Origin of the sequence: Sorangium sp. So ce375 (assembly GCF_051473855.1) — a bacterium.
Lineage (GTDB): Bacteria > Myxococcota_A > Polyangia > Polyangiales > Polyangiaceae > Sorangium.
This window is the reverse complement of the sequence record NZ_CP150335.1, coordinates 5,477,159-5,502,014: the sequence shown is the minus strand read 5'-3', so window position 1 is coordinate 5,502,014 and position 24,856 is coordinate 5,477,159. Positions and strand designations below refer to the sequence as shown.

Annotated in this window: 21 protein-coding genes; 13 read left to right on the top strand and 8 right to left on the bottom strand. The window is 72.6% G+C overall.

The genetic code is table 11. The features are described 5' to 3' along the window. Nucleotides 1-28 precede the first annotated feature (28 nt). Nucleotides 29-1,108: a hypothetical protein gene (locus tag WME90_RS20430; RefSeq protein ID WP_437282838.1), complete on the top strand. Its 1,080-nt coding sequence runs from the start codon at nucleotides 29-31 to the stop codon at nucleotides 1,106-1,108. Nucleotides 1,109-1,159: 51 nt separating this feature from the next. Here WME90_RS20430 and WME90_RS20425 read toward each other — a convergent pair whose 3' ends face one another. After that, nucleotides 1,160-2,665, bottom strand: coding sequence for a protein kinase domain-containing protein (locus tag WME90_RS20425; protein ID WP_437282837.1), 1,506 nt, complete (start codon nucleotides 2,663-2,665; stop codon nucleotides 1,160-1,162). A gap of 319 nt (nucleotides 2,666-2,984) precedes the next feature. On the opposite strand from WME90_RS20425, the gene WME90_RS20420 reads away from it, so the two are divergent. Together WME90_RS20420 and WME90_RS20415 are read left to right on the top strand one after the other, a co-directional pair. Next, nucleotides 2,985-5,516 (top strand): hypothetical protein, encoded by a 2,532-nt coding sequence (locus WME90_RS20420; protein WP_437282836.1) that lies wholly within the window; start codon nucleotides 2,985-2,987, stop codon nucleotides 5,514-5,516. A 25-nt stretch (nucleotides 5,517-5,541) separates the two neighbouring features. Beyond that, nucleotides 5,542-7,740, top strand: coding sequence for an ATP-binding protein (locus tag WME90_RS20415; protein ID WP_437282835.1), 2,199 nt, complete (start codon nucleotides 5,542-5,544; stop codon nucleotides 7,738-7,740). 13 nt (nucleotides 7,741-7,753) lie between these two features. Here the strand turns inward: WME90_RS20415 and WME90_RS20410 are convergent, their stop codons facing one another. From WME90_RS20410 to WME90_RS20395, 4 genes are all read right to left on the bottom strand, one after another. Beyond that, nucleotides 7,754-8,944 carry a phosphodiester glycosidase family protein gene (locus tag WME90_RS20410; RefSeq protein ID WP_437282834.1) on the bottom strand — a complete coding sequence of 397 codons (1,191 nt, stop codon included), beginning with the start codon at nucleotides 8,942-8,944 and terminating at the stop codon, nucleotides 7,754-7,756. Nucleotides 8,945-9,103: 159 nt separating this feature from the next. Continuing rightward, the gene (locus tag WME90_RS20405) at nucleotides 9,104-9,592 is read right to left on the bottom strand and encodes a hypothetical protein (RefSeq protein WP_437282833.1); all 489 of its coding nucleotides are present in this window, start codon (nucleotides 9,590-9,592) and stop codon (nucleotides 9,104-9,106) included. Beyond that, nucleotides 9,589-10,095, bottom strand: coding sequence for a hypothetical protein (locus WME90_RS20400; RefSeq protein WP_437282832.1), 507 nt, complete (start codon nucleotides 10,093-10,095; stop codon nucleotides 9,589-9,591). Before WME90_RS20400 ends, WME90_RS20405 begins: the two co-directional genes overlap by 4 nt. Before the next feature lie 245 nt (nucleotides 10,096-10,340). Then, nucleotides 10,341-11,117, bottom strand: coding sequence for a hypothetical protein (locus tag WME90_RS20395; RefSeq protein ID WP_437282831.1), 777 nt, complete (start codon nucleotides 11,115-11,117; stop codon nucleotides 10,341-10,343). A 181-nt stretch (nucleotides 11,118-11,298) separates the two neighbouring features. On the opposite strand from WME90_RS20395, the gene mutY reads away from it, so the two are divergent. Together mutY and WME90_RS20385 are read left to right on the top strand one after the other, a co-directional pair. After that, the gene (mutY, locus tag WME90_RS20390) at nucleotides 11,299-12,606 is read left to right on the top strand and encodes an A/G-specific adenine glycosylase (RefSeq protein ID WP_437282830.1); all 1,308 of its coding nucleotides are present in this window, start codon (nucleotides 11,299-11,301) and stop codon (nucleotides 12,604-12,606) included. A gap of 332 nt (nucleotides 12,607-12,938) precedes the next feature. After that, entirely contained in the window at nucleotides 12,939-13,154 is a 216-nt protein-coding gene (locus WME90_RS20385; RefSeq protein ID WP_104981979.1) for a hypothetical protein, read from the top strand. 78 nt (nucleotides 13,155-13,232) lie between these two features. Here WME90_RS20385 and WME90_RS20380 read toward each other — a convergent pair whose 3' ends face one another. Next, a complete protein-coding gene (locus WME90_RS20380; RefSeq protein ID WP_437282829.1) occupies nucleotides 13,233-13,796 on the bottom strand; it encodes a hypothetical protein in 564 nt (187 codons plus the stop codon). Nucleotides 13,797-13,986: 190 nt separating this feature from the next. Here WME90_RS20380 and WME90_RS20375 point away from each other — a divergent pair, with 190 nt between their 5' ends. From WME90_RS20375 to WME90_RS20365, 3 genes are read left to right on the top strand one after another with little or no spacing between them, the layout of a single operon-like run. Further along, nucleotides 13,987-14,664 (top strand): hypothetical protein, encoded by a 678-nt coding sequence (locus tag WME90_RS20375; RefSeq protein ID WP_437283629.1) that lies wholly within the window; start codon nucleotides 13,987-13,989, stop codon nucleotides 14,662-14,664. Next, nucleotides 14,661-15,071 carry a hypothetical protein gene (locus tag WME90_RS20370; RefSeq protein WP_437282828.1) on the top strand — a complete coding sequence of 137 codons (411 nt, stop codon included), beginning with the start codon at nucleotides 14,661-14,663 and terminating at the stop codon, nucleotides 15,069-15,071. Before WME90_RS20375 ends, WME90_RS20370 begins: the two co-directional genes overlap by 4 nt. Continuing rightward, nucleotides 15,068-16,111, top strand: coding sequence for a hypothetical protein (locus WME90_RS20365; RefSeq protein WP_437282827.1), 1,044 nt, complete (start codon nucleotides 15,068-15,070; stop codon nucleotides 16,109-16,111). Before WME90_RS20370 ends, WME90_RS20365 begins: the two co-directional genes overlap by 4 nt. A 31-nt stretch (nucleotides 16,112-16,142) precedes the next feature. Here WME90_RS20365 and WME90_RS20360 read toward each other — a convergent pair whose 3' ends face one another. Continuing rightward, entirely contained in the window at nucleotides 16,143-17,558 is a 1,416-nt protein-coding gene (locus tag WME90_RS20360; RefSeq protein ID WP_437282826.1) for a sulfatase-like hydrolase/transferase, read from the bottom strand. A 155-nt stretch (nucleotides 17,559-17,713) separates the two neighbouring features. On the opposite strand from WME90_RS20360, the gene WME90_RS20355 reads away from it, so the two are divergent. Together WME90_RS20355 and WME90_RS20350 are read left to right on the top strand one after the other, a co-directional pair. After that, entirely contained in the window at nucleotides 17,714-18,823 is a 1,110-nt protein-coding gene (locus tag WME90_RS20355; RefSeq protein WP_437282825.1) for a hypothetical protein, read from the top strand. A 25-nt stretch (nucleotides 18,824-18,848) separates the two neighbouring features. Then, nucleotides 18,849-20,930, top strand: coding sequence for a hypothetical protein (locus WME90_RS20350; RefSeq protein WP_437282824.1), 2,082 nt, complete (start codon nucleotides 18,849-18,851; stop codon nucleotides 20,928-20,930). An 84-nt stretch (nucleotides 20,931-21,014) separates the two neighbouring features. Here WME90_RS20350 and WME90_RS20345 read toward each other — a convergent pair whose 3' ends face one another. After that, nucleotides 21,015-22,901: an aconitase family protein gene (locus WME90_RS20345; RefSeq protein WP_437282823.1), complete on the bottom strand. Its 1,887-nt coding sequence runs from the start codon at nucleotides 22,899-22,901 to the stop codon at nucleotides 21,015-21,017. A gap of 566 nt (nucleotides 22,902-23,467) precedes the next feature. Here WME90_RS20345 and WME90_RS20340 point away from each other — a divergent pair. The 3 genes from WME90_RS20340 to accB are packed head-to-tail and all read left to right on the top strand — an operon-like array spanning nucleotide 23,468 to nucleotide 24,849. Continuing rightward, a complete protein-coding gene (locus WME90_RS20340; RefSeq protein WP_272099801.1) occupies nucleotides 23,468-23,815 on the top strand; it encodes a roadblock/LC7 domain-containing protein in 348 nt (115 codons plus the stop codon). Then, entirely contained in the window at nucleotides 23,812-24,279 is a 468-nt protein-coding gene (locus tag WME90_RS20335; protein WP_437283628.1) for a type II 3-dehydroquinate dehydratase, read from the top strand. Before WME90_RS20340 ends, WME90_RS20335 begins: the two co-directional genes overlap by 4 nt. A gap of 39 nt (nucleotides 24,280-24,318) precedes the next feature. After that, nucleotides 24,319-24,849: an acetyl-CoA carboxylase biotin carboxyl carrier protein gene (gene accB, locus WME90_RS20330; protein WP_437282822.1), complete on the top strand. Its 531-nt coding sequence runs from the start codon at nucleotides 24,319-24,321 to the stop codon at nucleotides 24,847-24,849. The last annotated feature ends 7 nt before the right edge of the window (nucleotides 24,850-24,856 follow it).

Sequence of the window (24,856 nt, the reverse complement as noted above, 5' to 3'; positions counted from 1 at the left end):
GTGATAGCGTGGCCGCGAGGAGGCCTGAGTGCTCTTGAGACGATGCGTTCCGTTCGCTGCGGCGCTGTTCCTGCTGCTCCCGACAGGCGAGGTACACGCGCAGTCGGACCAGGACAGAGCAGCGGCCCGGTCGCTGGCCACGCAGGGCGCCGAGGCGTTCACGTCCGGCCGCTTCGAGGAGGCGATCGATCTGTTGGGCCGCGCCGAGGCGCTCGTGCACGCCCCGACGCACCTCCTGCTCAGCGCGCGCGCACAGGCGCGCCTCGGCCGGCTCGTCGCCGCGAAGGAGACCTACCTGAGGATCGTCCGCGAGGAGCTTCCGCCCACCGCGCCCTCTCCCTTCAAGAGGGCACAGCAGGACGCGCGGGAGGAGCTCGCCGCGATCGAGCCCAGGATCGCGTCGCTGCGCATCGCGCTGGAGGGCGCCGCGGGCCGGAAGATCGGCGTGAAGCTGGACGGTCAACCGGTCGCGGACGCGCTGCTCGGCGTGCATCGCCCGATCGATCCGGGGAACCATGTGGTCACCGTGGTTCCGCCCGGCCTCGCGCCGATCGAGCAGGGGGTCACCATCGGCGACGGCGAGCGGAAGGAAGTGAAGATCCCGGTCCCGGAAGGCCCGGCCGTGGTCCCCCCGCCGGGAGGCCCGGTCGAGGGGCAGGGCACCTGGGGCGGCGGTCAGCCCCAGGTTCCCCCCGCCGGCCCCCCGGGCACCCCGGAGCGAAAGACGAACGCGGCGATGCTGGGCGGGGGCATCGCGGCCACAGCGCTCGGGCTCGGCGGTGTCGTCCTGGGCTCGGTGTTCCTGGCCAAAGGGAGCGGGACGCAAAAGGAAGCGAACGATCTGAGCGCGGCGCGCGGGTGCGAGGCGCAGGGCACTGCCGGTGCGGATTGCGGCCCGGCGGTCCAGGCCAAGATCAAGTCGCTCGACGCTGACGCCGCATCGCAGGAGACGATCGGCGCGGCCGGCCTCGTCGGCGGCGGCGTGCTCCTCGCCGGCGGCGTGACGCTGCTCGTCCTCGAGCTGACGTCCAAGCCGGAGCCATCGAGCTCCGCCTGGATCGCCCCCTACGCAACGCCGACCGGGCTCGGGGTGCGCGGCGCGTTCTGAGCAGAGCGCTGCGCTCGGCACGCGCCGCGGGGGCGGGGGATCCGGGCGGCCTCAGTACCCGAAGTCGCCCGGCACGGCCGGCTTTTGCGGCTTCTGGCTCGGCACGTTCGGCTTCGTCGACGGCGCCGTCTGCGGCGGCCTCGTGATGGGCGAGGGCTTCGTCTGGGGCGGCGGCGGCCGCGGCGCGAGCGGCTTCACCTGCGCCGAGGAGGCCGTCGGCGCCGCGACGGGCTCCTCGGCGGTGGCGGAGGGCGCCGGCGCTGCGACCGTGGCGCTCGCGGTGACGATCGGCTCGGACGGCGGCGGCGGCGGCGCAGCGGGAGGTGGCGAGGGCGCCGGGATGGCCGTCGCGCTGACGGAGCTCAGATCCGCGCTCGCCGCGCCCGTCCCGCCGCTGTGGCCGAACGCGAGCCAGACGGCGACGCCCGCGCCGAACAGGCTCGCCACCCCGGCGATCGCGGCGAGGAGCGGCATCCTGGACGGGGGGCGCGTCGAGCGGCCCGTGACCCCGGACGAGGCGCCCCACGAGTTCGCGGTCAGCTGGGGAGTTTGGCCCATGCCGGGCGCGGCCGGCCCGCTCTGGCTGCTCCACGCGGGCTCGGGGCGGGTGGGCGCAGATGGGGTCGTCTCGGGCTGGGACGGCAGCGACAGCCGTGGGAAGGACGTCCGCCCCGTGGTCAGCAGGGCCAGGCTGGGCCTCGCCGCAGCCCAGGCGAGGAGCGCGTTCTTGAACTCCGCGCAGCTCTGGAACCGGCCCCCCGGCTCGCGCGCCATCGCCTTCTGGATGATCCCGGAGAACTCGGCGTCGAGGTCGGGCACGAGCTGTTGTGGCAGGGGCGCCGGCTCGAGCACGATCTTGAAGAGCAGCTCGTTGAAGGTCGCCGCGTCGAACGGCACCTGACCGGTCGTCGCCTGGAAGAGCAGCACGCCCATGGCGTAGATGTCGGTCCGCTGATCGACGGGGCTGGAGCCGCGCGCCTGCTCCGGCGACATGTAGTACGGCGTCCCGACGACGGCGCCCGTGCGCGTCATGCTCATCTCCGAGCCGGCGAGCTGCGAGAACTTCGAGACGCCGAAATCGAGCACCTTCACGAAGTTGCTGAGGCCGGCCTTCGACGGGATGACGAAGATGTTGTCGGGCTTGAGATCGCGGTGGATGATCCCCGCGGCGTGCGCGGCGCCGAGCGCCTCGAGCACCTGCATCATGATCGGCACGGTGATCTCGGGCCCGAGCCGCCCCATCCGCTCGATCTTGGCCCCGAGGGTCTCTCCCTCGAGGTACTCCATCACCATGTACCGCGTGCCGTCCGGCAGCACGCCGAGATCGAGCACCTCGCAGATGTGATCGGAGCCGATGCGCGCGGCGGCCTGGGCCTCGCGCTCGAAGCGCGCGACGGACTCGGCCTGGCTCGAGATGTTCGCGTGCAGCAGCTTGATGGCGACGCGGCGCCGGATGCGCACGTTCTCGCCCTCGAAGACCGCGCCCATGCCCCCCTGGCCGAGCAGCCGGATGATCCGGTACTTGCCGTCGATGATCTCGCCGACCAACGGGTTCATGACAGCGTTCCCGGTCCGGAGAAGCAAATCACGTCGCCAGGCTAGCACGGTCGCCCGAGCACGGCCTACGCCCTCGCGGGGCCACGAGGGGCGCCGCCTTCGCCCACCGCCGCCGTGCGGCGGGGACGCCCCCACACGCGGCCAACACGAGGCCAACACGGGGCCAACACGAGGCCAACGCGAGGCCAACGCGAGGATCGATGGGGTCGGTGCGCGTCGGTGACAAGGCGCGCCGCCGCCCGGCCGCCCGACGACGAACGCCTCGCTCCCGCGATCCCCGGGCCGTTGCAGGGGATCTTCGTGATAACGTCGCCCACGTATGCCGGTTTACGAGCTGTCCGTCGACGGGGCCCTGGTTCGCGAGGCGGAGAAGATCGTCTCCCTCGAGGGCCGCGAGTTCCCGACGCTCGTCATGCGCTGGGAATCGCGCCTCTTCGACCAACCTTGGCTCACGACGCTGGTGCTCGATTACGTGATCGCGTTACCGCCGCTCATCGTCGGGCAGGCGACGTTCAACGAGGTCAGGATTGCCGCCTTCACCGGGAGCGCCGGCACGAAGTTCATGTACTTCGGCACCGAGATGAGCGCGAGCGTGCCTCGCATCGCGCCCGAGATGGAGAACGCGATCGCCCCGACCGCGCTCTACCAGGAGTTCCGCCTGGACGAGCAGACTTGCCCGATCCCCTATCTGAAGCTGATCCAGGTCAGTCCGCGCATCTACGGGGAAGGGCTCCAGAACTACTACTCGCCGCCGATCAAGGTCGAGCGCTACGACGGGGTGGCCTCGCCGGAGCACATCGCGGACTTCTTCCCCAAGGTCGTTGCCAACCTCGACCCGGTGAAGGGGACGACGCTCGTCGATCCCGCGCAGGGCCTCTGGACGGGCGCCCGCTTCCTCGGCGCGACGTCCATCGCCATCCTCCGCCAGGGCCGCGTGGTCGGGCTGCACCGCCGCACCGGCAAGACCGACAAGGACCCGATCCCGCCCGAGGTGAAACGCCGCGACCCCCGGCTCGACGTGCGCGGCGACTGGGTTGCCGTGGACGTCGGCGCTGCGTCGACGGTCGTCGCCGTCCGGGGCGAGCGCGCCGGCGCCGAGTTCGTCCGGATCGGCGCCGACGCGCCGCTCCGGGTGTCCGCCGACAACGAGAACCCGAGCGAGGTCGGGTTCGAGGCGCTGGCCCGGACGACGAAGGCCTGGCGCGATCGGGTGATCCTGCCCATGACGCGCTGGGGCGACGTGCTCGTCGGGCACGCCGCGCGGGACATGCGCCTCCGGCCGGGCGCCGATGTCCACGAGCGCGCCGCGGCCTGCCTGCCGGCCCTCCCGCTGCTGCGCGAGCGCACCGAGCGCGGCGAGCCGTTCCGGCTCCGGGGCAAGGGCGACCCCGACACGACGGAGGCGCTGAAGAAGCCGGCGCCGCCCATCATCGACGAGGAAGGGATCGGCGCCCACGACCCGTTCGATCCGATCGAGCTCTACGCGTACTACGTCGGCCTGCACCTGAACCAGCGCTCGCGGGGGCTCTCCACGCGCTACGCGATCACGATGCCGACGGGCTGGTCGCCCGAGCGCCGCGAGAGCGTGCTCGTCGCCTTCCGCCGCGGCCTGTTCCGGAGCTTGCCCGCGGGCCTCTGCGAGTACCACGACCTCGACGGCTTCCAGGTCGTCGACGCGGGCCCGTCCGCGATCGCCTTTGCTGTCCAGGCGTTCCGTATGTTCGGAATCCAGCCGCGGGACGGCGGCGTCCCGTTCTGCGTCGTCGACGCCGGGGCGAGCGAGGCGGGGCTCGCGTTCGGCATCCTGCGGAGCGCGAAGGCGCACGAGGCGGCGCAGGGGCTCGAGCGGATGGTCGAGTACCTCGATCCCACGGCGATCCCCTGGCTCGGCGGCGAGCGGCTCCTCCACCGGATCGCCTACAGAGTGTACTCGTCCAGCCTGGCCGCGATGCGCGAGCACCGGATCCCCTTCGAACGGCCGATCGAAGAGGAGCCGCTCGACGGCGCGGACGATCTCCTCGCTCCGTCCCCCGACGCGCGCGCCAACGTGTGGGCTCTCAAGGAGCTCCTGCGGCCTCTCCTCGAGGGGGGGCCGAGCTCGCCGGTCGCTGAGAAGCTCGCGCTTGCCGGGCTCGACGGGGGGCCGGTCGTCGTGCCGCTCTCGATCGATCGCGGCGCGATAAGCAGCGCGATCGACGCGTGGTTCCGGGACGGGGTCGAGGTGGTCCGTCAGCACCTGGACGGCGCGGTGGCCAAGATCGGGCGGGAGCCGGATCCGTACCAGGGGCTCCGGATCCTGCTCGGCGGGCGCCTCGGGATGAACCCGCGCTTCGCGGAGCTGCTCGCCGGCGTGCTGCCCGCGGGCGTGCAGGTGCACCGCTTCAAGGAGCCGGACAAGGCCAACCTGGGCGCGCCCACCGTGAAGATGGCGGTCGCGCTCGGCGCGCTGTCGCTCCGCTTCGACCGGATCGGGGCCACGCTCCGCGCGGAGAAGCGCGACGCGTTCCGCTACCGCGTCGGGCGCGCCCGTCACGGGCAGCTCGCCGACGTCCTGGATCCGTCCGTCGACTACGACATCTGGCGGGAGGTCGGCGCCTGCTTGAAGCCGGAGGTCGAGCTCCTGTTCATGGCGGCCGACGACGAGGGGGAGGTCGCGGCGGACGATCCGCGCGTGCGCCGCGCGGTCTGCGCGCTCGGGCGCGGCGCCGTGGGGCAGCGGCTCTACGTCCGGGCCGTCGGGCCAGCGCGCGCCGAGCTCAGCGTGGGTCCGCCCGGCGGCGAGCCGGCGCCGGGTGCCGTCTGCTGGACGGTCAACCTGGAGAGCGGCGCCGCGGACAAGACCGGCGGCTGAGCGCATGGGGGCTCCGCGGCTTCACGTGCCACACGACGATCTCGATACCGAGGGGCCGGTCCACGCCGGGGCTGCGCCAGGCGGGCCCGCCGAGGCCCAGACAGAGGCCTCGAAGACCGAGGCCCGGCTGGCGGCGCAGCTCGCGACGACGAGCGCGCTGTGCGCGGCGGCCTCGCTCGCGGAGGCCGCTCCGCGCGTGCTCGCCGCGCTGATCGACCACCTCGGCTGGGACGTCGCCGCGCTCTGGCTCACGGAGCCGGAGCCGAGCGCCGCGGGCGACGCGCCGCGGTCCGGGGCGAGAGGTAGCGCGCTCCGCTGCGTCGAGGCCCGGGCGGCGGCGCACGGGGATTGCGAGGCGCTCGCCGAGGTGCTCCGCCAGGGGGCGACCCTCGCCGCCGAGTCCGAGCTCGTCGGCGAGGCCCTCCGGAGCGGCGCGCCGGTGTTCCGCGCCAGCGTGGGCGGCGCCGTCGACGCCGTCGCGCAGGCCGCGCGCGCGCCGGGCTGGGAGCGCTCGGCCTGCGCCGTCCCGATCCTGTGCGGCCCCCGTGTCGCCGGGGTGATCGAGCTGAGGAGCCGCGCCCCGCACCGCGGCGATGAGCAGCTGCTCCGCGTCCTTGCGTCCGTGGGCAGCCAGGTCGGGCAGAGCATCGCGCGGTGGCGCGCCGAGCGGGAGAGGGCGCGCGCCGCCGGCGAGCTCCGCGCGCTCTTCCTCGCCATCCCCGATCTCTGCTTCCGCCTCGACGCCGAGCTGCGGATCGTCGACCACAACGAGCCGCGGCTCTCCGAGCTCCACGTCGCGACGGAGGCGCCGTCGGGCAAGCGCATGATCGAGGTGCTCCCCCGCGATCTCGCGGAGCGGCTGGAGCGCGCGAGCCACGAGGCTCACGAGGCGCGCGCCGTGGTCGCGCTCGAGCACGCCGTCGCGAGCGCGGGCGGAGAGCGGCACGTCGAGGCGCGGGTGATGCCGTTCCTCGAGGGGCACGCCCTCGTCCTCGTCCGCGACATCACCGAGCGGCGGCGCACCGAGGAGGCGCTCAGGCAGCGCGAGGAGCGCTCGCGCGAGTCGCAGAAGATGGAGGCGCTCGGCCGGCTGGCCGGCGGCATCGCGCACGACTTCAACAACATGCTCATGGTGATGCTCGGCTACGGCGAGCTCCTCATCCGCCGGCTCGGGCCCGAGAGCGCGCTCCGGCGCGACGCCCTCCAGGTCACGAAGGCCGGGGAGCGCGCCGCGGCGCTCACGCGGCAGCTCCTCGCGATGAGCCGCCGCAAGGCGCTGCAGCGCGAGGTGCTCGACATCAACGCCGTGGTGCTCGACATGCAGACGATGCTCCAGCGCCTCATCGGCGAGGACATCGATCTGCAGACGAACGTCGGCCGGGATCTCGGCGCGATCAAGGTCGACAAGAGCCAGCTGGAGCAGGTCGTCCTGAACCTCGTCGTGAACGCGCGCGACGCGATGCCGAGGGGCGGCAAGCTCGTCGTCGAGACCTCGCTGGGAGAGCCTGGCCAGAGCCCAGCGGCGAGATCGTTCGCGCCAGCGGAGCGGGACGATGACGAGGCGCCCGCCGCGGGCGGCCCCCCCTACGTCGTGCTCGCGGTGACCGACAGCGGCAACGGGATGGATCACGACACGCTCTCGCACCTGTTCGAGCCGTTCTTCACGACGAAGGCGCGAGGCAAGGGCACGGGGCTCGGCCTCGCCACCGTGTACGGGATCGTGAGCCAGAGCGGCGGGCTGATCGAGGTCGAGAGCGAGCTCGGGCGCGGCGCGACGTTCCGCGTCTATCTCCCGCGCGTCGAGGAGCGCGCCGAGGTGACGCCCGCCCGCGCGCGGCCGTCGCCGGCGGGCGGCGACGAGACGGTGCTCGTCGTCGAGGACGACGACGCCGTCCGCAAGCTCATCGTCGATGTGCTCGAGCGGCGCGGCTACGGCGTGCTCTCGGCCGCGAGCGGTGAGGAAGCGCTGGCGGTGCTCACGCGCGAGGGAGAAGACACGGTGGACCTCCTGCTCACCGATCTCGTGATGCCGGGCATGAACGGCCGCGAGCTCGCCGAGCGCGCCCTCGCGATCCACCCGCGCGCCCGTGTGCTGTACATTTCCGGCTACGCCGAGGACGTCCTCGCGGGCGCCGAGCCCGATCGCGAGCTCGAGCTGCTGCAGAAGCCGTTCACCCCCGACACCCTCGCGCAGCGCCTGCGCGACATGCTCGAGCGCCGCTAGCTCCGCCCCCTGGTCACCGCACGCCGCGATCGAGGACGTCGCCGGCGGGCGTCGGATCGGCGATCCCGAGCGGCGCCGGCGGCGTTCGGCGGCGCAGGTAGAAGAAGTCGCGCTGCGCTGGCTCCGCGACGTATTCCTCGGGCTTGAACTGCACGTCCGGGATCAGCGCCTCCTCTGCGCGCGGCCCCGCGCCGCCCGCGCCGCGGCTGTACAAGAGGAAGCGCGGGTAGGCGTGGTTGACGTCGAGCTCCGCCACGTCGTGCGCCCCGGCGGCCTTCATCCCACGGGCGAGGCTGCGGGCCGTGACGGCCTCGCCGAGCCCGTAGAACAGCAGCTTGCCCGTCGCGTCGACGCCGAGCGCCGAGCGCCGGATCACCGTCTCGCCGCTCACGGTCGCGCCCCAGTCGCGGTTCGAGTCGTACAGCGCGTGGTGGAGCTCGCCTTGCTCGACCAGGCAGGGCGGCGTCTGCCGGTACGCGGCCATGCGGGCCTCTTCGCCGCGCAGCTCGGGCCAGGTTCGGATGCGCACCGCGCCGCCGCGGTAGAGCGCGATCGTGCACGCTTTGTCGCGCGGCTGCAGGAACGTGTCGCCGTCGAGCATCATCCCGTAGTGGCCGTGCATCGCCTTGAAGCCCCCGTTGAAGGCGGCGATGAGCTCCGCGGCGTGGGCTCCGGGGACGAGCCCAGGGCGCCGCTCTGCCGGGATGTCCGGTGAGAACGGCTCCTTGGTGCCCGCGACGAGGCGGAGGTCGACGCGCCCGAGGTCGATCGCCACCACCGCGATGGCCGCGAACACGCGCTTCGGGTCGGGGTGCACAACGCTCTTCCAGAGCACCGGGGGGTCGCCGGGCCGCGCTGCGCTGTCGGCGACCGGCGCCCAGACGCCGTCGCCCGTGGCCGCGACCTCGGGGAAGGGGGGCTGGAACGAGGAGGGCGACGAGACCGACTCCGCCTCCGGGCCCTCGGGGCGCTTCACCGTCTCCGCCGCGACCGCGGGCGGCGGCTCCCAGAAGGTCTTCGGGGCGGCGTGCCGGTAGAGGGTCTGATTCAGCCGGTCGGCGACGCCGTAGGCCACGTCCTCGGCCCACGCGACCGGGGCTGGACCGACCACGGCGCGCACGCCGTCGGCGAGCGCCGGGCCGAAGCCGCGGATCTCGTGGATGCCGTACCAGAGCGCCTCGACGGCGATCGCGCAGATCGCCACGCAACGCAGCGCGCGCTCGGGCAAGCGTGGGCGGGATCGCCGCCTGCGCAGGGACCCGCTCGCAGAGGGGGGCGAAGGGTTGTCCAAGGCGACTCCGAGGCTACCCGATCGAACGGGCAGCCCCAAGTTTCGGGCTGCGAGCGAGCGCCGCAGGTCTCGTTAAGGCTGCCCGTGCGCCATCGTCCGGGGGCCGTCCTTGAACAGGATCTCGATCTTGCCCCGATCGATGACCTTCGCGACCACGCCGTCGCCGAACTTGCTGTGGTGGATCAGCTCGCCCTCGCCGAACGTCAGGGTGACGCGGTACGGCTTGAACGCTCCGGATGGCTGTCCCGCGATGGCGCGCTCCCACGCGAGCGTCTGATCGCGCTCGGCGCGCTGGGCGGCCGTGAGGCGCTCCACGCCGCCGCGCGGCGACGCCGACGCTGCCCTCGGCTCGCTGCTGCTCCGCGCGGCGACGCGCGCCGCCGCGCGGCTCTCCCGCTCGCTCTTCGGCTGGCGGTAAAGGTGGTGCGACATGCAGGTCTTGCACTCGACCTTCTTCACCACGTCGCCGACCATCGCGATGATCCGATGGGTGAGATCGAGGCGGCACTTCGTGCACCAGGCGTCGACTTCGCCGCCCGTCCTAAGCTTCTTCGTCGTCACTTCTCCTCGCGGCGCCGGTCTCGCCCGGTCTCTTTGCTTCGGTCCTTGACGTTCACCTGGGCGGTGACCTCCGGCTTCGGCAACCCGGTCCTCGGCTCGTCCTGGCTGTCGTCTCTCTTAGCCGCCTCGTTGGGAACGAAGCGGATCTCGGTCTTGATCTCGAAGGAGAGCTTCGTCAGCACCTTCGTGATCTCGTCCGCAAACTGGGTGTGCTCGAGCACGTCCCGGATCTCCTTCGCGACGACCCGGTAGAGACCGTTCTTGGTCTCGTCGATCTGGGTATAGAGGTAGTGGAGGACTTCTTTGGGCAGCTTGAGATCGCCCACGAAGTGTCGAAGGTTCTCGGGGCCCTCGCTGAGCTTGTCGATGCCGCTCTCGACGGCGCGCTCGACCACGCGCTTGAAGATCTCCGGAATAGCGCGCTCGAAGAGGCGCTTCTTCTCGCCTTCGCCTTCCACCTTGTCCCCTTCGTCCTCGCGGAGCGGCTCGGTGTCGTCGGCCATGGCTCGGGCTCCCCTAGCGGGACGGGGCGGCCACGTCAATGCAGGGGTGCGTGCAGGGTGCCGGCGTCGCGCCATGGTCCATGGATCTGCCGGATTTTGATGACGATGGGGAGCCTTTCGCGCGCGTCCAGCAGCCGGTAGAGCTCTGCCTTTGGCCTCTCCGTAGCGGACGCTGCAGTGACCCGGACGGAAGTCGCAGCGCCACGACGTTCGTGGATCGGCCGATGGGCCGCAGCGCCGCCGGCTCAGAGCTCCTCGTAAGCGTCCGGCTCGCTGTTCATTTCGTACGTGTCATCCGCGTCCGCGCCGGCGTCGCCTTCGCGGACGCGTTTGTAGGATTTGAGCATCCAGACCTCGGCGGCGAACCGGCCGCTGCCGCGGCGAGCGCTGATCTCCACGGTGGCGTTGTCGTCCTCGAGCGGGCAGAACGGCCGATCCGGCTGGACGATCGGCCATGCGTCCTCGGTGCCGTCGCTCGCGATCATCGTCCCGCGGCTGCTTCGCACGGCGACGTCCAGGTTGAGGACCCCCGGTCCGCCGACGGCGAACACCCGGTAACATGCGCCCCGGACCGCCTGCAGCGTCTCCGTGACGATCGCGCCGCCTTCGGCGACCTTCCCCTCGATCGGCTTGGGCGAGACGCGGCGCATGCCGTTCTCGGGGCCGCAGAGCAGCGACAGGCGCGTCACGTCCTTCAGGGGATCGCCGCTGATCCTGAAGTTCCCGTAGCAGCGCACCCAGGGACCGCCGACGCGCACCGGGAGGACCGGCAGATCGAGATCCGTGCGCGCTCCCGCGTCGCCCTCGCCCTGTCCCGCGTCGACGTCCGCGAGCCCGCTGGCCCCGACCGTGACGGCGGGGTGCGGCGGAGCTGCCGACAGCACGACCGCGGGGCCTGGCTTGCCCTCCCAGGGGCGCGGCTCGTCGCGACACCCAGGCGTGACGAGCCCGAGGAGCAGCGCGGCGCAGAGGCGCGCTGCCCGAGGGAGCAGCCGGGGTGGGCAGGGGCGCCGGGACGACACCGCGGTCGGCTCTTGCGCTAGAGTCCCGCGCGATGGAAGCGTTTTCTGAGCGCAGCGAGCGGCAGCCGCGCAACCTCAGCGATCCGCGCGATCCCGGCGATCCGTGCAATCTGTGTGGACAGCGTGGACAGCGTGGACTGCACCGACAGCGAAGGCCGCGCAGGGGTAGGGCCCTTCGCGCGTGAGCACCGCGTCCCGCCCGCCCGCGCGCGGCAGCGCGGGCACACGAGAGCGCGCCACGCGCAGCCGTGCGGGCGCGCGCCAGGACCCCGCGCGCAAGCGCGCGAGCGCGCTCGACGATCAGGATCAGCAGCGCTCCCCGCGCCGCCGCGCCTCGTCCGGCGAGCGGGGCGCGGGCGCTCCGCCGCAGGCAGCGCCGGAGCCGGGCGAGCGCGACCGGGAGATCGCGGCCGCCCTGGGGGCCTGGTTCGACCGCGTCGCGCGCGACCTGCCGTGGCGGCGGACGCGCGATCCCTACGCGATCTGGCTGAGCGAGGTCATGCTCCAGCAGACGCGCGTCGAGACGGTGATCCCGTACTACGAGCGCTTCCTCGCCCGCTACCCGACGATCTTCGCCCTGGCCGCCGCCGAGATCGACGACGTGCTCTCGCTGTGGAGCGGCCTCGGCTACTACCGCCGCGCCCGCGTGCTCCACCTCGCCGCGCGCGAGGTCACCGCGCGTCACGACGGCGCGCTCCCGCGCGACGTCTCCGCGCTGCTCGCCCTGCCCGGCGTCGGCGCGTACACCGCGGGCGCGATCGCGAGCATCGCGTACGATCAGCCGGTGCCGCTCGTCGACGGCAACGTCGCCCGGGTGCTCTCCCGCATCGACGGCATCGACGACGACATCCGCAGCGCCTCGGGCACGCGCAAGCTCTGGTCGGCGGCCGAGCGCCTCGTGCGGGGCGCCGCGGACAGCGTCCATCCCGGACGCTTCAACCAGGCGTTGATGGAGCTCGGCGCCACCGTGTGCACGCCCCGGAATCCCCGCTGCGATGCCTGTCCCGTCGACGGCGTCTGCGTCGCGCGCGCCACGGGGAAGGAGGCGGATCTGCCGGTGATCGCCCCGAAGCGCGACGTCCCGGCGGTCGCGATGGTCGCCGCGGTGGTGCGGTCGGGCGATCGCGTGCTCTTCGTCCGGCGCGCCGAGGGAGGTCTCTTCGGCGGGCTCTGGGAGCCGCCCATGGTCGAGGCGCGCGCGCTCGCGGACGCCCGCGCGCTCCTCGAGCAGGTCGGCGTCCCGGGTGACGCGCCGCTCCGCGAGGTGGGCCGCGTGCGCCACATCCTCACGCACCGGCGCCTCGACGTGACGGTGGCGCGCGCCGAGGTGGCGGCCCCCTGGCGCTTCCGGGCAAAGCTTGCCTCCCCCTACGAGAAGGCGGCGTGGCTCGATCCGGGTGCGCTGGATATCGGCGTTTCCAAGCTCGCGCGAAAGGTCCTGTCCGCGGCGTCGGCGCCGGACGCTGGAGCGGCGCGAAGACCGCGTTGAACGCGCGCGGGCGGGCTGAACGCCCGCGCGCCTCGGCCCTCGGAGAGGCCGGAGACCGCTCGAAATCGCGGCCTTGCGGCGCTCCGGGCGCGCCGCGCCAGAGCCGCGCTCCGCTGCGGGCGGGGAGCGGCGTCGCCTCCGGCTGAGCCGCGGCGACGCAGCGTCGCGGGCCAGGGCGAAACCCATATGTCGCCGTGGAACGTCGCGGGCTCCGGCACAGCTGCGCCAGCGTCGTGGCACGGAAGGCGCTTGGTGTGATGGCGGGCAGGCCCTCTAGCCTCGCAGCGCCGGCGGTGGCCGGAGCTCGATTCAAGCCTGGGAGCTCAAGCGACATGGATGCGCGACGACGGACCACAGAGACGCTGCCCACGGCGAGCGCACCTGTGCGATCCATGACGGTGATGGCGGACGACGGAGCGCTGTACGTGCTGCCGCTGTGCGAGCGGATCGTGCTCGACGTCCTGGCCTACGAGGACGAAGGCCTGCTGGCCTTCATCCGCATCGACGGAGAGGTGGTGGCGGAGCTGCCCGTGCTCGGTCAGGCGTGACCGGGTCAGATCTCCGCGCGCGCCACGCGTGGCGGCGCGCGGAGACCTCGCGCCGTCACGCGCGGCGCGCGCCGCCTGTCAGCCCGCGTGCCGCCGCATCCGCTGGGTCACCGGTTGCTCGTCCTCTGCTTCGACGTCCGGCTCTACGGACTCGACGTCCTCGTCTTCCAGGAGATAGGGCAGGTCGCCGTCGTCGTCGTCGTGGGACATCACGACGTCGCTGATGTCCTGGCCCCTCGTCGCGCCTTCCAGGAACTCCGCCCCGAGATCGCTCGCCAGATCGGCGGCCGCGTCGGCGGCGTCGGGGTTCACCTCGAACTCGGTGCTGCCGGCGTCGTTCGGGTGGTGGTGGTAGCCGCGGACCTCGTCGTCGAGCGTCGGGATCACGTCGCTGATCTCGCTGCGCGGGTTCACCTTGCCCCGCAGCGGGGGCGCCGCCGCCGCGTCGACCATATCGACGAACGGCTCGTCCAGCTCGCTCGCGCCGGCCCACGTCGCGTCTCCCGGCGCCGGCCTGCGCGGCCTTCCCGGATCGCTGAGATCTTCTCGTTCTCGACGCCGCGTCGCGCTGGGGCGCGACGCCCGCAGCGCCGACGAATGTGCGGCGGTGCCTTGCCTGCCTCGGGTGCTTGAATTGCTCACGGTGGTCTCACCATGCAGGGTCCGGTCCGCAGGTGAAGCGGGCGGATACGCAGCGGCGCCGAGCCCCGTGCCGACGGGTACGCGGTGCCGTCGCCAGGCGGCGGCGAGGCGGAGCGCTCCGCGCGGCGCGCGGGCGGGACGCAATTGAGCGTGCCAGCGGGCGCTGCCTCGGGGTAGAAGGCTCGTGGCAATGCTGGAACTCCGGACCGGGCTTGCGCTGGTGGCGGTTCTGCTAGGGGCATCCGCGGGGCGCGCCGCCGCGGCCCAGCCCGCTGCCGACCCAGGCCCGGGGGCGGTCGCGGCGCCGTTGCCCGGCGAGGATCGCGGCGACGCCGAGCTCGACGCCTACCGCGCGCTCGCGCGGCCGCCGGGGATGGCGGGGCGGGTCGTGTCGACCCTCGCGATGGGGAAGGGGATGCGGTTCAACAACCCCTACCGCTTGCAGGCGCAGCTCGGCGAGACGGCGGAGTCGCCCTCGCTCACCGCGGGGTACCTCGATCTCGGGATCGCGCTCGCGCTGGGGCCGGCCGACGGCGTTCAGCATGGCGGGGCGCTGCGCTTCTCGGTCGCGCTCGACGGCGTCCCGCAGGAGTCGCTCACCCCGAGCTACTTCGTCGCTTACCGCGGCCTCTCGCGCGTGCTCGGGTACGGGCGGCTCGGCGCGGCGATCCTGATCGAGCCCGACGCGAACGTCGGAGGCGAGCTCGCCCTGGGGCTCGGGTACTCCCTCCTCGCGGGCGTCGCGCTCTCGGGCGAGATCGTCGGGGATCTCTTCTATGGCGCCGCGACGTACGACGCGGCGTACACCGTCTACCCCGTCGTCTCGGCGCAGCTCGGGCTCATGATCGATCACGAGCTCCTGCCATGAGCCTGCCGGAGCGCGAGCTTCGACGCGGGCGCCTCCGGGCGAGTGAGATCGCGGGCGCCGCGGCGCTGCTGCTCTTCGTGGGCATCGCGCCGGTCGTGGGGGACATCGGCAGCTGCGGGCAGTCGCCGGAGGAGCTCGATCCCTACAAGTTCTTCGCCCTGAAGGCGCAGATCGACTGCGCCCAGTGCGACGGGTGCGGCCTGCGCACGCGCGCCTGCGACGCCGCCTGCGCCTTCGAGGCCGCGCCGGAGCTCCCGGCCGGCTGCTATCCGCTGATCCACGACGGCGAGGTGTGCCTGCGCAAGCTCAAGTTCGCGAGCTGCGACGAGTACCGCGGCCACATGGCCGACGAAGGCGCGTCGATCCCGACGGAGTGCAATTTTTGCCCATTGGAAGAGGCGCCGTGAGCGCGCGTGGCGCAGTCGCATCTTGGAGGCGCCTTGCGAGGTCCGCGCGGGGGTTCTCGTGCGCGGCGCTCGTCGCGGTCCTGTCCGGGTGCGCCTCGAAGCCGGCGCTCCTGGCGGGCTACGACGACTACGCGGCGTACCGGGCGACCCGCGTGTCGAGGACCTTCGAGGGGAGGCTCGCCGCGGCGTCGGCCTACCTCGATCGCCACCCGGACGGGGCCTTCGCCGGCGAGGTGCGCGCGTACCTCGCGCGGGCCGAGCCGATCTATTACGCCGCGAAGCGCGGGACCGCCGCGGGCCTCACCGCGTACCTCGCGACGCTGCCGAAGGGCGCGTTCCGCGGCGAGGCGACCCACCGGCTGCGCGAGCTCGTCCGCGAGCGCGACGCCGGCGATGTGCTCTCGCGCGCCGCTCAGCAGACGGAGGCGCACCTCGCGACGCAGCGCGCGGCGCGCGCGCGCGTCGGCGAGGAGGTCACCGCGTGGCTGCGCCGGTTCCTGGACAGGCGGGCCTGGGGGCGGCCCCTCGCAGAGGCGCCCGCGGAGATCATCGTCCCGTTCAGCCTGTCGCTGCCGCCTCCCCGGTGCGCGCCCGCCGACGAGCGCGCGGGCCCGGGCGCAGCGGTCTGCGCGAAGCGGATCGCGCTCTGGTTCGTCGTGACGGCCGAGGGCGAGAGCGCGCCGCGGCAGGCGGAGATCGAGGTCGCCGTCCTCGAGGACGCGGCGGGCCGTCCGGTCGAGGTCGCGATCCACGGGCCCGCGCTCTTCACGCGCCTCGAGGAGGCGCGCTCGGCGCGCGAGGTCGCGCCGGACGACGCGATGGGTCGCATCGGAGGGATCGCGCTGGCGGTCGAGCTCGCGCGCGGCGCCTTCGCGGCGCGCGTCTCCGGCGATCCGGCGTGCGGCCGCCAGGCGGTGGCGCCCGTCGTGCTCCACCTCGAGTGCGAGGGCGCCCGCCTCGTGGCGCGCGCCGGGATCGACGAGGGGGAGGACGACAGCGTGACGCTCACCGTCGCCCGCGTCGATCCTGGCGCGCGCTAGTCGTCCGCGGCGCGGAGGCCCGCCCCGCGCGCTAGCACCGCTTGTTGCTCTTCTTCCCCTTCAGCTTCGCCGTGTTCTTCGGGCACACGTCCTTGATGGCCGCGGAGCGCTCCTTGTAGAGCGCCTTCATCTCCTCGAAGACCGACGCCTGCGCTCGCTTGAGATCCTTCGTCTCCCCCGGATCCGCGACGACGTCGAACAGGTCGAACGCGTCGTCGTCCCCGTAGGCGATGAGCTTGTACTGCCCGTGGATGAGCGCCCTGCGCCGGTCGTTGTCGCTCGTGCGCGGAAGATCGACGATGACGTCGCGCGGCTCCGGCGTCGCGCCGTGGAGCTCGGGCACCAGGCTCTTGCCCGGGAACGACGGCTCTGGCGGGGCGCCGGCCAGCTCCAGGATCGTCGGCGCCAGGTCGATGGAGCTGCGAGGCACGTCGATCCGGCGCGGCGTGATCCCGGGCGCCTGGATCATCAGCGGCACGTGGGCGAGCACGTCCCACACCTCGAAGCCGTGGCGGAACATCTTGTGCTCGCCGAACGCCTCGCCGTGGTCCGCGGTGATGATGATCGCCGTGTCCTTCGCCCAGGGCTGCTGCGCGACGAAGTCGAGCAGCTTGCCGACGTGCATGTCGGTGAACCTGACCTCGCCGTCGTACTTGTCGCGGGCGCGCTTGCCGAACGGCGGGATCCCCTCGTGCGTCATGTACACGTCGTGCGGATCGAGGAAGTGGAAGAACGCGAAGAAGGTGCCCGACGTGTTCGCCTTGTCGGAGAGCATCTTGATCGCGAGATCGAGGTGCGCCGGGCTCGTCACGTTCCGGTCGGTCGTGTTGTCGGCCGAGAGCCCAGGCACGATCTCGTACACGTCGAAGCCCTGCCGGAAGCCCGCCTTCTGGTCGAAGTAGAAGTGCGCGTGCGCGCTCATCGTCCGCACCCCGGCCTTCTGCAGGAGCTCCGGGAACATGAGGACGCTGTCGGGGTAGTTGCCGAAGAAGTAGCCGCTGCGATCGACCTCGCTCGGGTACCGGCCGGCGAGGAAGCCGCCGATGCTCATCGAGGTGTACGACGAGATCGCGTAGTGGCGCGTGTAGCTGACGGCCTTCTTCTCGAACGCGGTCAGCGTCGGTGCGATGTCGCGCTCGTAGCCGTTCCACGGCATGTCCGCGCGCAGGCTGTCGATCGAGACCACGAGGACGTTCAGCCGCTGGCGCTGCCCTGCCGGCGCCGCCGCGGTGCTGTCTTTCTTGTCCGTCGCGGCGGCGGTCGTGGTGCCCTCCGTCGCTGCGGCCTGCGGCGCCGCCGCGGCGGGCTCCTGCCGTGCCGCGGGCTCAGGCGTGCGCGCGGGCGGGGGCTGGCCGTCGCCGTCGCGAGAGCAGCCCGCTCCGACGCTGGCGAGCGCGAGCGCGAGCGCCGCCGCGAGGCGCCGCCGGACGAGGCGCGGGGGCGTCATGGACGAAGGCGCCGACGGGGAGAGCGCCCGCGGGCCCTTCGGTTCCCAGGCGCACATAGGTGAAGCGACCGTGTGCATGGCCGCCGTCTTACTCCGACTCGCGCCGCTCCGCCAAAACCGCACACCGCCGGCGAGTTCCGGTATGCTCTCGGTTCATGGCCCCGGTCCCTCGGAACCCTCCGCCGCTGCCGCCCTCGGGCCGATCGCAACCGGGGGCGAGGCCGGGCGAGCGGACGGCGCCCGAGCCGTCGAGGCCGCTTCCGCCCGACGCGCCGCGCCGCGTCGGCGAGCACGTCAGCCAGGCGCTGAAGGACCACATCACCGAGATGGCGCTCGGCCTGCTCGAGGAGCAGATGCAGGCCCGCATCGTCCACTACCGCGCCGATCTCGAGACAAACCCGGAGCTCGACGCGGTCACCGCGCAGGTCGTCGCCCAGCTGAAGGTGATCCAGGCCTCGGCGAGCACGGCGGAGCGCGGGACGAAGAACCGCGACGCGATCCGCGAAGCGCACGAGAAGACGCTCTGCGCCCTGCTCGAGCGGGTCATCCGCGAGGACGGCATCTCGCTGCTCGTCGAGCGGCGGCTCAAGAAGATCCACAGGAACCTCGCTCGCCTGTTCTTCCAGTCCGAGCTCCACGAGAAGACGCGCGGCCGCGACGGCGCGCCGAAGGTGATCCACCACGGCGAGCAGGCGCTCTTCTACGTGCTGACCCGCTACAAGAACCGGATCGAGGCCGAGCTCGACGGCTTCGAGTTCGCGTCCGAGGACGCGCGGGAGCAGTCGTTCGAGCTGCTCGCGAAGCTCACGAAGGACATGCAGGACGCCTTCCTCTCGCGCCGATCGAGCGAGCTCAGGCGCATCGTCTCGGTGGTGCACGCCGTGCTCGTCGACTTCTTCAGCGTGCAGCTCGCCCAGAGCCTCGGCGAGATCGCCGCGCGGGTCGTGCAGGACGCCCGCACGTTCGAGGGCAGGGCGTACTCGTACAAGGTGACGAGCGAGACGTTCCCTCGCTTCCGCTCCGCGTTCGAGCGCCACCTCATGGTGATGCTCGTCGGCTTCGCCGAGGACGAGCTGGTCGCCCAGCTCGCGGACACGGCGGGCGCCGAGCGCGACGAGACGATCCGCTTCATCACCGATCCCCACCTCTTCAGCATGATCTGCGGCGAGGTCTGCGAGGGGCTCTACGAGTTCCTCTGCAACGAGGGCTTTCTCGACCTCCCGCCCGACTGGCGTCGCGCCTCGACGGCGCCCTCCGACAGCTGACGCAAGCGAACCTTAAGGGACATTCATGAGACGGTACGACGTCGCTCGGGCGGGCTCCGGCCTGCTCCTCGCTCTCACGCTGCTCGCCGGCTGCGTGCGCGGCCCCGATGTGGACGCATCGGGCCTCGCGCTGAAGCGCGTGGTCATCTACAGGAACGGCGTCGCGTATTTCGAGCGCCGGGGGCTCATCGACGCGGATCAGGTGACCTTCAGGGTCCGCAAGGAGAAGGTCGGCGATTTCCTCGCGACGCTCGCGGTCATCGAGGCCGGCGGCAGCAGCGTCCGGAGCGCGTCGTTCCCGGTCGAGGTCGACGACCGCTCCGGCGAGGACGAGGCGCCGCCGGAGCCCGGGCCCGAGGTGACGACCGCGCCGCCGCCGAAAGGCAAGGGCGCAGCGGCGGGCGAGAAGAAGCGGGACGAGGACGAGCTCGAGAAGGTGAAGCTCACGCTCGACGGGCGGGAGCACGATCTCGTGGTCGGCTACGTGGCGGAGACGCCGGTGTGGCGGCCCTCGTACCGGCTCGTGATGGGGGCGGGCGGGGCGCAGGGCGCCGCGCCGCGCGCGGACGCGAAGCAGGCGCACCTCCAGGCGTGGGGCATCGTGCAGAACCTCTCGGGCGAGGACTGGAAGGGGGTGAAGCTGTCGCTCGTGGCGGGCGCGCCGCTCGCCTTCCAGGCGACGCTCGACCAGGCGGCGATCCCGCCGCGCCCCGTCGTCAGCGACCAGGGCGAGGTGATCGCGTCCGTACCGACGAGCGAGACGACGCTGGCCGCCGAGGCCGCGCCGCCGCCGCCGCCGCCCGTCGCGCCCGCGCCCGCGGCGCCCGGCGACGCCGCCGAGACGTACGCGTTCATGGACGAGGCCGAGCCCGAAATGGAGGGGGGCGGCGGCAAGATGCGGTCCGCGAGGCGGAGCGCGACGGCGCCCGCCGCGAAGCCGAGCTCGATGGTGGGCGGTCGCGTCGGCGGGCAGCACGCCGTGCCGCAGATGAAGCGGATGCCGTCGGCGGAGGCGCCGGCGCCCATGGAGGAGAGGCCGATGAACCCATCGCCGCCGCGCAACATGAGCGCCCTCGCCGCGGTCGCGATGGAGGCCGGCACGACCCGCTACGACATCCCGTTCCCTGTCGACATCCCCGACAAGAGCGCGACGATGGTCCTGCTCCTGGCCAGGCAGGTCCCCGGCGAGTCGATCTTCCTGTTCGCGCCCGACGGCGGCGTGCCCGCGTCGAGCTCGCACCCGTTCCGGGTGGCGCGCTTCACGAACGACACGAAGGGGCTCCTGGAGCGCGGCCCCATCGCCGTCTTCGAGAACGGCGCGTTCCTGGGGCAGGGCATGGTCGAGCCGCTGCCGCCGGGGGCCACGACGACGGTGCCGTTCGCGCTGGAGCGGGGCCTCGCCGTCGACACGTCGCGCGAGGAGAACGCGGAGGGCGCGCGCCTCGCGAAGATCGAGGCAGGCGCGCTCGAGATCGAGCGCGACTGGGTCACGCACACGAAGTACGCCGTCCGCAACGGCGGCGACCTCGCCGCGAGGACGCTCGTGAAGCACCCCCGCCTGCACGGCACGCGCCTGCACGCGCCCCCGAAGGGCACGGAGGACAACGTCGGCACGGGCAGCGCGCTCGTGCCGATCGACGTGCCGCGGCGGGGGACGGCGGTGCTCGACGTGGACGAGCGGCGGCTCTTCCGGCAGCAGATCGACTGGCTCGACCAGCTCGCCGACGACGCGGTGCAAGGCTACCTGAAGGACCCGCGCGCCGACGCGGGCGTTGTCAAGCAGCTCGGTCAGGCCTGGGACATCCGGGGCAAGCTGCGCCCGGCGATCGACGAGCGCGACAGGATCCTCGCCGAGCAGCAGCGCCTCGAGCAGCAGAGCCACGAGCTCCGCCAGAACCTCCGCGCCATCGAGAAGAACAAGACCGCCGACGAGCTCCGCCGCGACCTCACGGATCGGCTCGCGAAGGCGTCGGCGCGCCTCGACGAGATCACGAAGCGCGTCATCGTCCTCGAGATGCAGATCAACGAGCAGCAGATCCGCTTCCGCGATCTCACGAACGAGATCAAGCTCCTCGCCCCGCTCGCCCCCGTGCGCGCGGCGCCCTGATCGCTCGGCTTCGGGTCGGCGTTTCCCGGTGAGAGGCGGCCCCGCTCGCGTGGGAGCGGCCTCGCCACCGGGCGCTCGACCCGGCTATCTGGCTGGTTTGCTCGCGCTGGGCGGCTGCCGCACGGTGCCTGCGTGGGTCCAGCTCCGCTCCATGCCGGTCGCGAGCCAGGCCACCTCGACGCGCTCGCTCCCGAAGATCGCCGCGACGCGATCGCCCCACTGCGCGGGGGCGGGGAGCTCCACGCTCTTCTGCTCCTTGATGCTGCCGAGCGCCTCCGTGCCGACGAGGAACGTGGCGATCCCCTCGCTCGCGAACGCTGACACCGCGGTGCTCGGGACGAAGGGCGCGACCACCGCGCGCACCGTCGAGAGATCGGTCGCGCGCTCCGCGACCGCCCGCACCTCGTCGAGCGTCGACAGGACGAGCGCCACGCCGCCGGCCGTCTTGCCCTCCGCCGGCGCGGCCTGTCCCTGCTCGTCCGCGGCGGCCGCCGCGGGCGCCTCGACCGGGGCAGCGGCCGCGCGCGCGCGCGCGCCGACCGCCGCGTGCCCGTTCACCTTCGGCACGCCGGCGAGCACGTCGAGCGTCAGCGGCCCCTTCCACGGCACCGCCGCGGGCGCCGGCGGCGGCTTCTTCGTGCTCACCTGCTCCCCCTTCTTGTCGCGGAGGATCAGGACGTCGTCGGTCGGCAGCGCCCGCGGCACGGTCACCCGCACCGGCCGCTTGAACGAGCGCGGATCGCCGACCGCGCCCGTGGCCACGGCGTAGGCCAGCGTCTCGGCCGAGGCCACGACGAACGACGGCGCCCCGGCGATGCGCGGCTCCGGATCGGCCGTGCGCAGCGACAGGCTGCCGGGCGGCGGCGGGTAGATCTCCGACGTGACGACGCGCCTGTCCGGCTCGACGATGCGGGCGCCCGTCGCGACGAGATCGACGAGCGCGCCCGACTGCGCGAGCACCTCGAGCACCTGCCGCGACGGCGGCGCGACGAGCAGATCGAGCCGCGACGGGACGCGCTTCGACTTGAGCAGCAGCGCCGCCGCGAGCATGTCGCGCAACGTCACGCCGGAGTCGCCCCCGAGCACGACCTGCGCGACGGGCTTGCCGGCGAGGTCGCGGACGGGCCGGACCACGCCGTCCTCGTCCATGAGCAGCGGATCGACCGTGCCGAGGTCGATCGAGACGACCTCCTCGCACGGCGCGCCCGGGTCCGGCACGAGCGCGCGGTGGGCCTTCGACCTGCGCTGATCGCGGAGGAAGACCTCCGTCTTCTCGTCGCTCACGAACAGCGCCGCCGCCGCGCCGACCTGCGGCGCGATGCCGCAGAGCACCGCGCGGTCGCCCACGGAGAGGAGCCGCGCGCTCGGCCCGGCGAACTCGAGGATCACCGGCGCGTGGTGCTCGCCTTCGATGCGCCGCACCACCTCGTCGAGGTTCCTGCGGAGCAGCTCGAGGGCGACGTCCCTGGCGCAGACGAAGGGCCGCACCCTGCCCGAGAGGTGGATCTGCACGCTGCGGGGCGGCCGGAGCCAGACCGAGCCCGTGGCGAGCGCCTGCCCCAGCTGGCTCGGCGAGACGACGAGCGACAGCATGCCGATGCCGCCGACGGTCGTGAGGCGCGGGTCGTCCGTGAGGGCCAGCCGCGCCGGCGCCGCGAAGCGCTCCAGGTGCACGGGCGCTGGAAAGCCGATCCCGGGCCGCGCGATCGGGATGTTGTAGGTCGGGAACTCGGGCGACACCGAGTGCGGGCTCCCCTCGTCGATGTCCGCGAGCGAGCTCGCGTCGGCCACGCAGGTGCCGTCGTAGGCGACGGCGACTTCGACCGGCGTCTTCTTCATGCCCGTGGCGATGGCCTCGGCCAGCGCGCGCGACGGCGCCCTGGAGAGGATCACCTGGTCGACCTTGACCTGGACGAGATCACCCCGCAGCTGAGGATCCGTCGCCCGCCCGGCGAGGATCTTCTGGGGCATCGTGCGGGGGGGATCCCCGGCTCGCGCACGCATAGATGTTGGGCCGTCCTTGTTTTTTCTTGATGAGATGGCGGATGCGGCGCGTGCCGCTCCCGACCACGTTTGACTTCGTCCCGCCGGTGAGATGCGCCGGCGGCATCCGCCTCGGGGCCTTGCCGCGAGGCGAAAGAACGGCCGCACGTTAGCCGCTCGCCGGGACGAGGGTCAAGGCGTGCTTTGGAGCGGGTCCCCTGGGGCGGGAATCGCCTGGCTGGGACCAGGATGCAAGAGGCAAAGCGCCCTCCCGGTTCAACGTTTGCCGCGCTTGGTCCCTCGCGCTTGTCCGCGCTGGCGGGCGGGCAGCGCGAGCCGCTTTCTCCGAGCTGCTGCGCCCCGCGCCGCCGCTCGCGCCGCCTGTGTCCGCCGCGCGCGGCGGGCTGGCGTCACGCCGGCCGCGCGCGGCCGGCCGGCTCGGGCGATGGTAACGAGCGCCGGCTCTCCCGGGCTGCGGCACGGGACGCCGACCCAGGTTCGTTTGTTTTCCCGATCGTGCCGCGCTTGGGTAATCTCGGCGCATGTTCCAGGCCGTGCTGAAGGAAGTCGTAGAGAACACCGAGGGCGGCATCGCGACCCTTCTCATGGATTTCGAGGGGATCCCGGTCGACAGCTACTCCAAGCCGGGGGCCGCGTTCGACATCACCACCATCGGCGCGGAGTTCAGCGTCGTGTTGAAGTCGATCCAGCGCGCCGCCGAGATGCTCGACGCGGGCAACGCCGCCGAGATCGCGATCCAGGCGGAGAAGGTCACGACCCTGATCCGCGTCGTGAACAACTCGTACTTCGTGGCCTTCTCGATGACGCCCGACGCGAACATCGGCAAGGCCCGGTACCTGTTGCGCACCAAGGTGCCGGTGCTGCTGAAGGAGCTCGCCTGAGCGCCTTCAGCGTCTCGGTCATCTCCGGGCCGAACCTCGATCGACTGGGCAAGCGCGAGCCAGCGATCTATGGCACGGCCACGCTCGATGACATCCACCGCGCCGTCGAGGAGGCCGCGAAGGCCCGCGGCGCCTCTGTGTCGTGCATGCAATCGAACTGCGAGGGAGAGCTCGTGACGGCGATCAGCCACGCTGGTGATCGCGGCTTCCACGGCATCCTCCTCAACGCCGGTGCTTACACGCACACCTCGATCGCGCTCTACGACGCGATCCGCGCGAGCGCGCTTCCTACCGTCGAAGTGCACATCTCCAACCCGGACGGCCGAGAACCTTTCCGCCGTCGTTCCCGGATCGCGCCTGCTTGCATGGCGCGCGTCGCGGGTTTCGGCCCGAGCTCGTACGTCCTCGGGCTGATCGGGCTGCTCGGGCATCTGGAGAAGCTGCGATCCGACGAAAGAGGTTGAACATGCGCCGTCACTCTGGTTGAAAGGCGGCAAACATCGATGGCCGAACGTCCTTCCATGAACATCAACCTTAAGCAGTTGCGGGCGCTGGTACGCATCTTAGAGAAGCGCAATGTGAGCGACTTCGAGTTCGAGGACGAACACGTTCGCATTCGCCTTACGCGTGGTGGCGTCGTCCCGCAGGGCGCGGCGCCGCACCTCGCGCCAGCCGCCTTCCAGATCCACAGCGCGCCGGTCGCGGCGCCGCCGCCCGCGGCGGCACCCGCGTCGGCTGCAGCGCCCGCGGCGCCTGCGGCCCCTGCCGCGCCCGCCGCGGCGAGCGACGAGGGGGTCTCCTACGTCACGTCGCCGTTCGTCGGCACGTTCTATCGGTCGCCGTCGCCCGATGCGCCTCCGTTCGTCGACGTGGGCAGCGCGATCCGCGTGGGGCAGGCGCTCTGCATCATCGAGGCGATGAAGCTGATGAACGAGATCGAGGCGGACGCTCCGGGCACGATCGTCGAGATCCTCGTCGACAACGGCAAGCCGGTCGAGTTCGGGCAGCGTCTCTTCAAGGTGCGGAGCAGCTAGCGCTGCC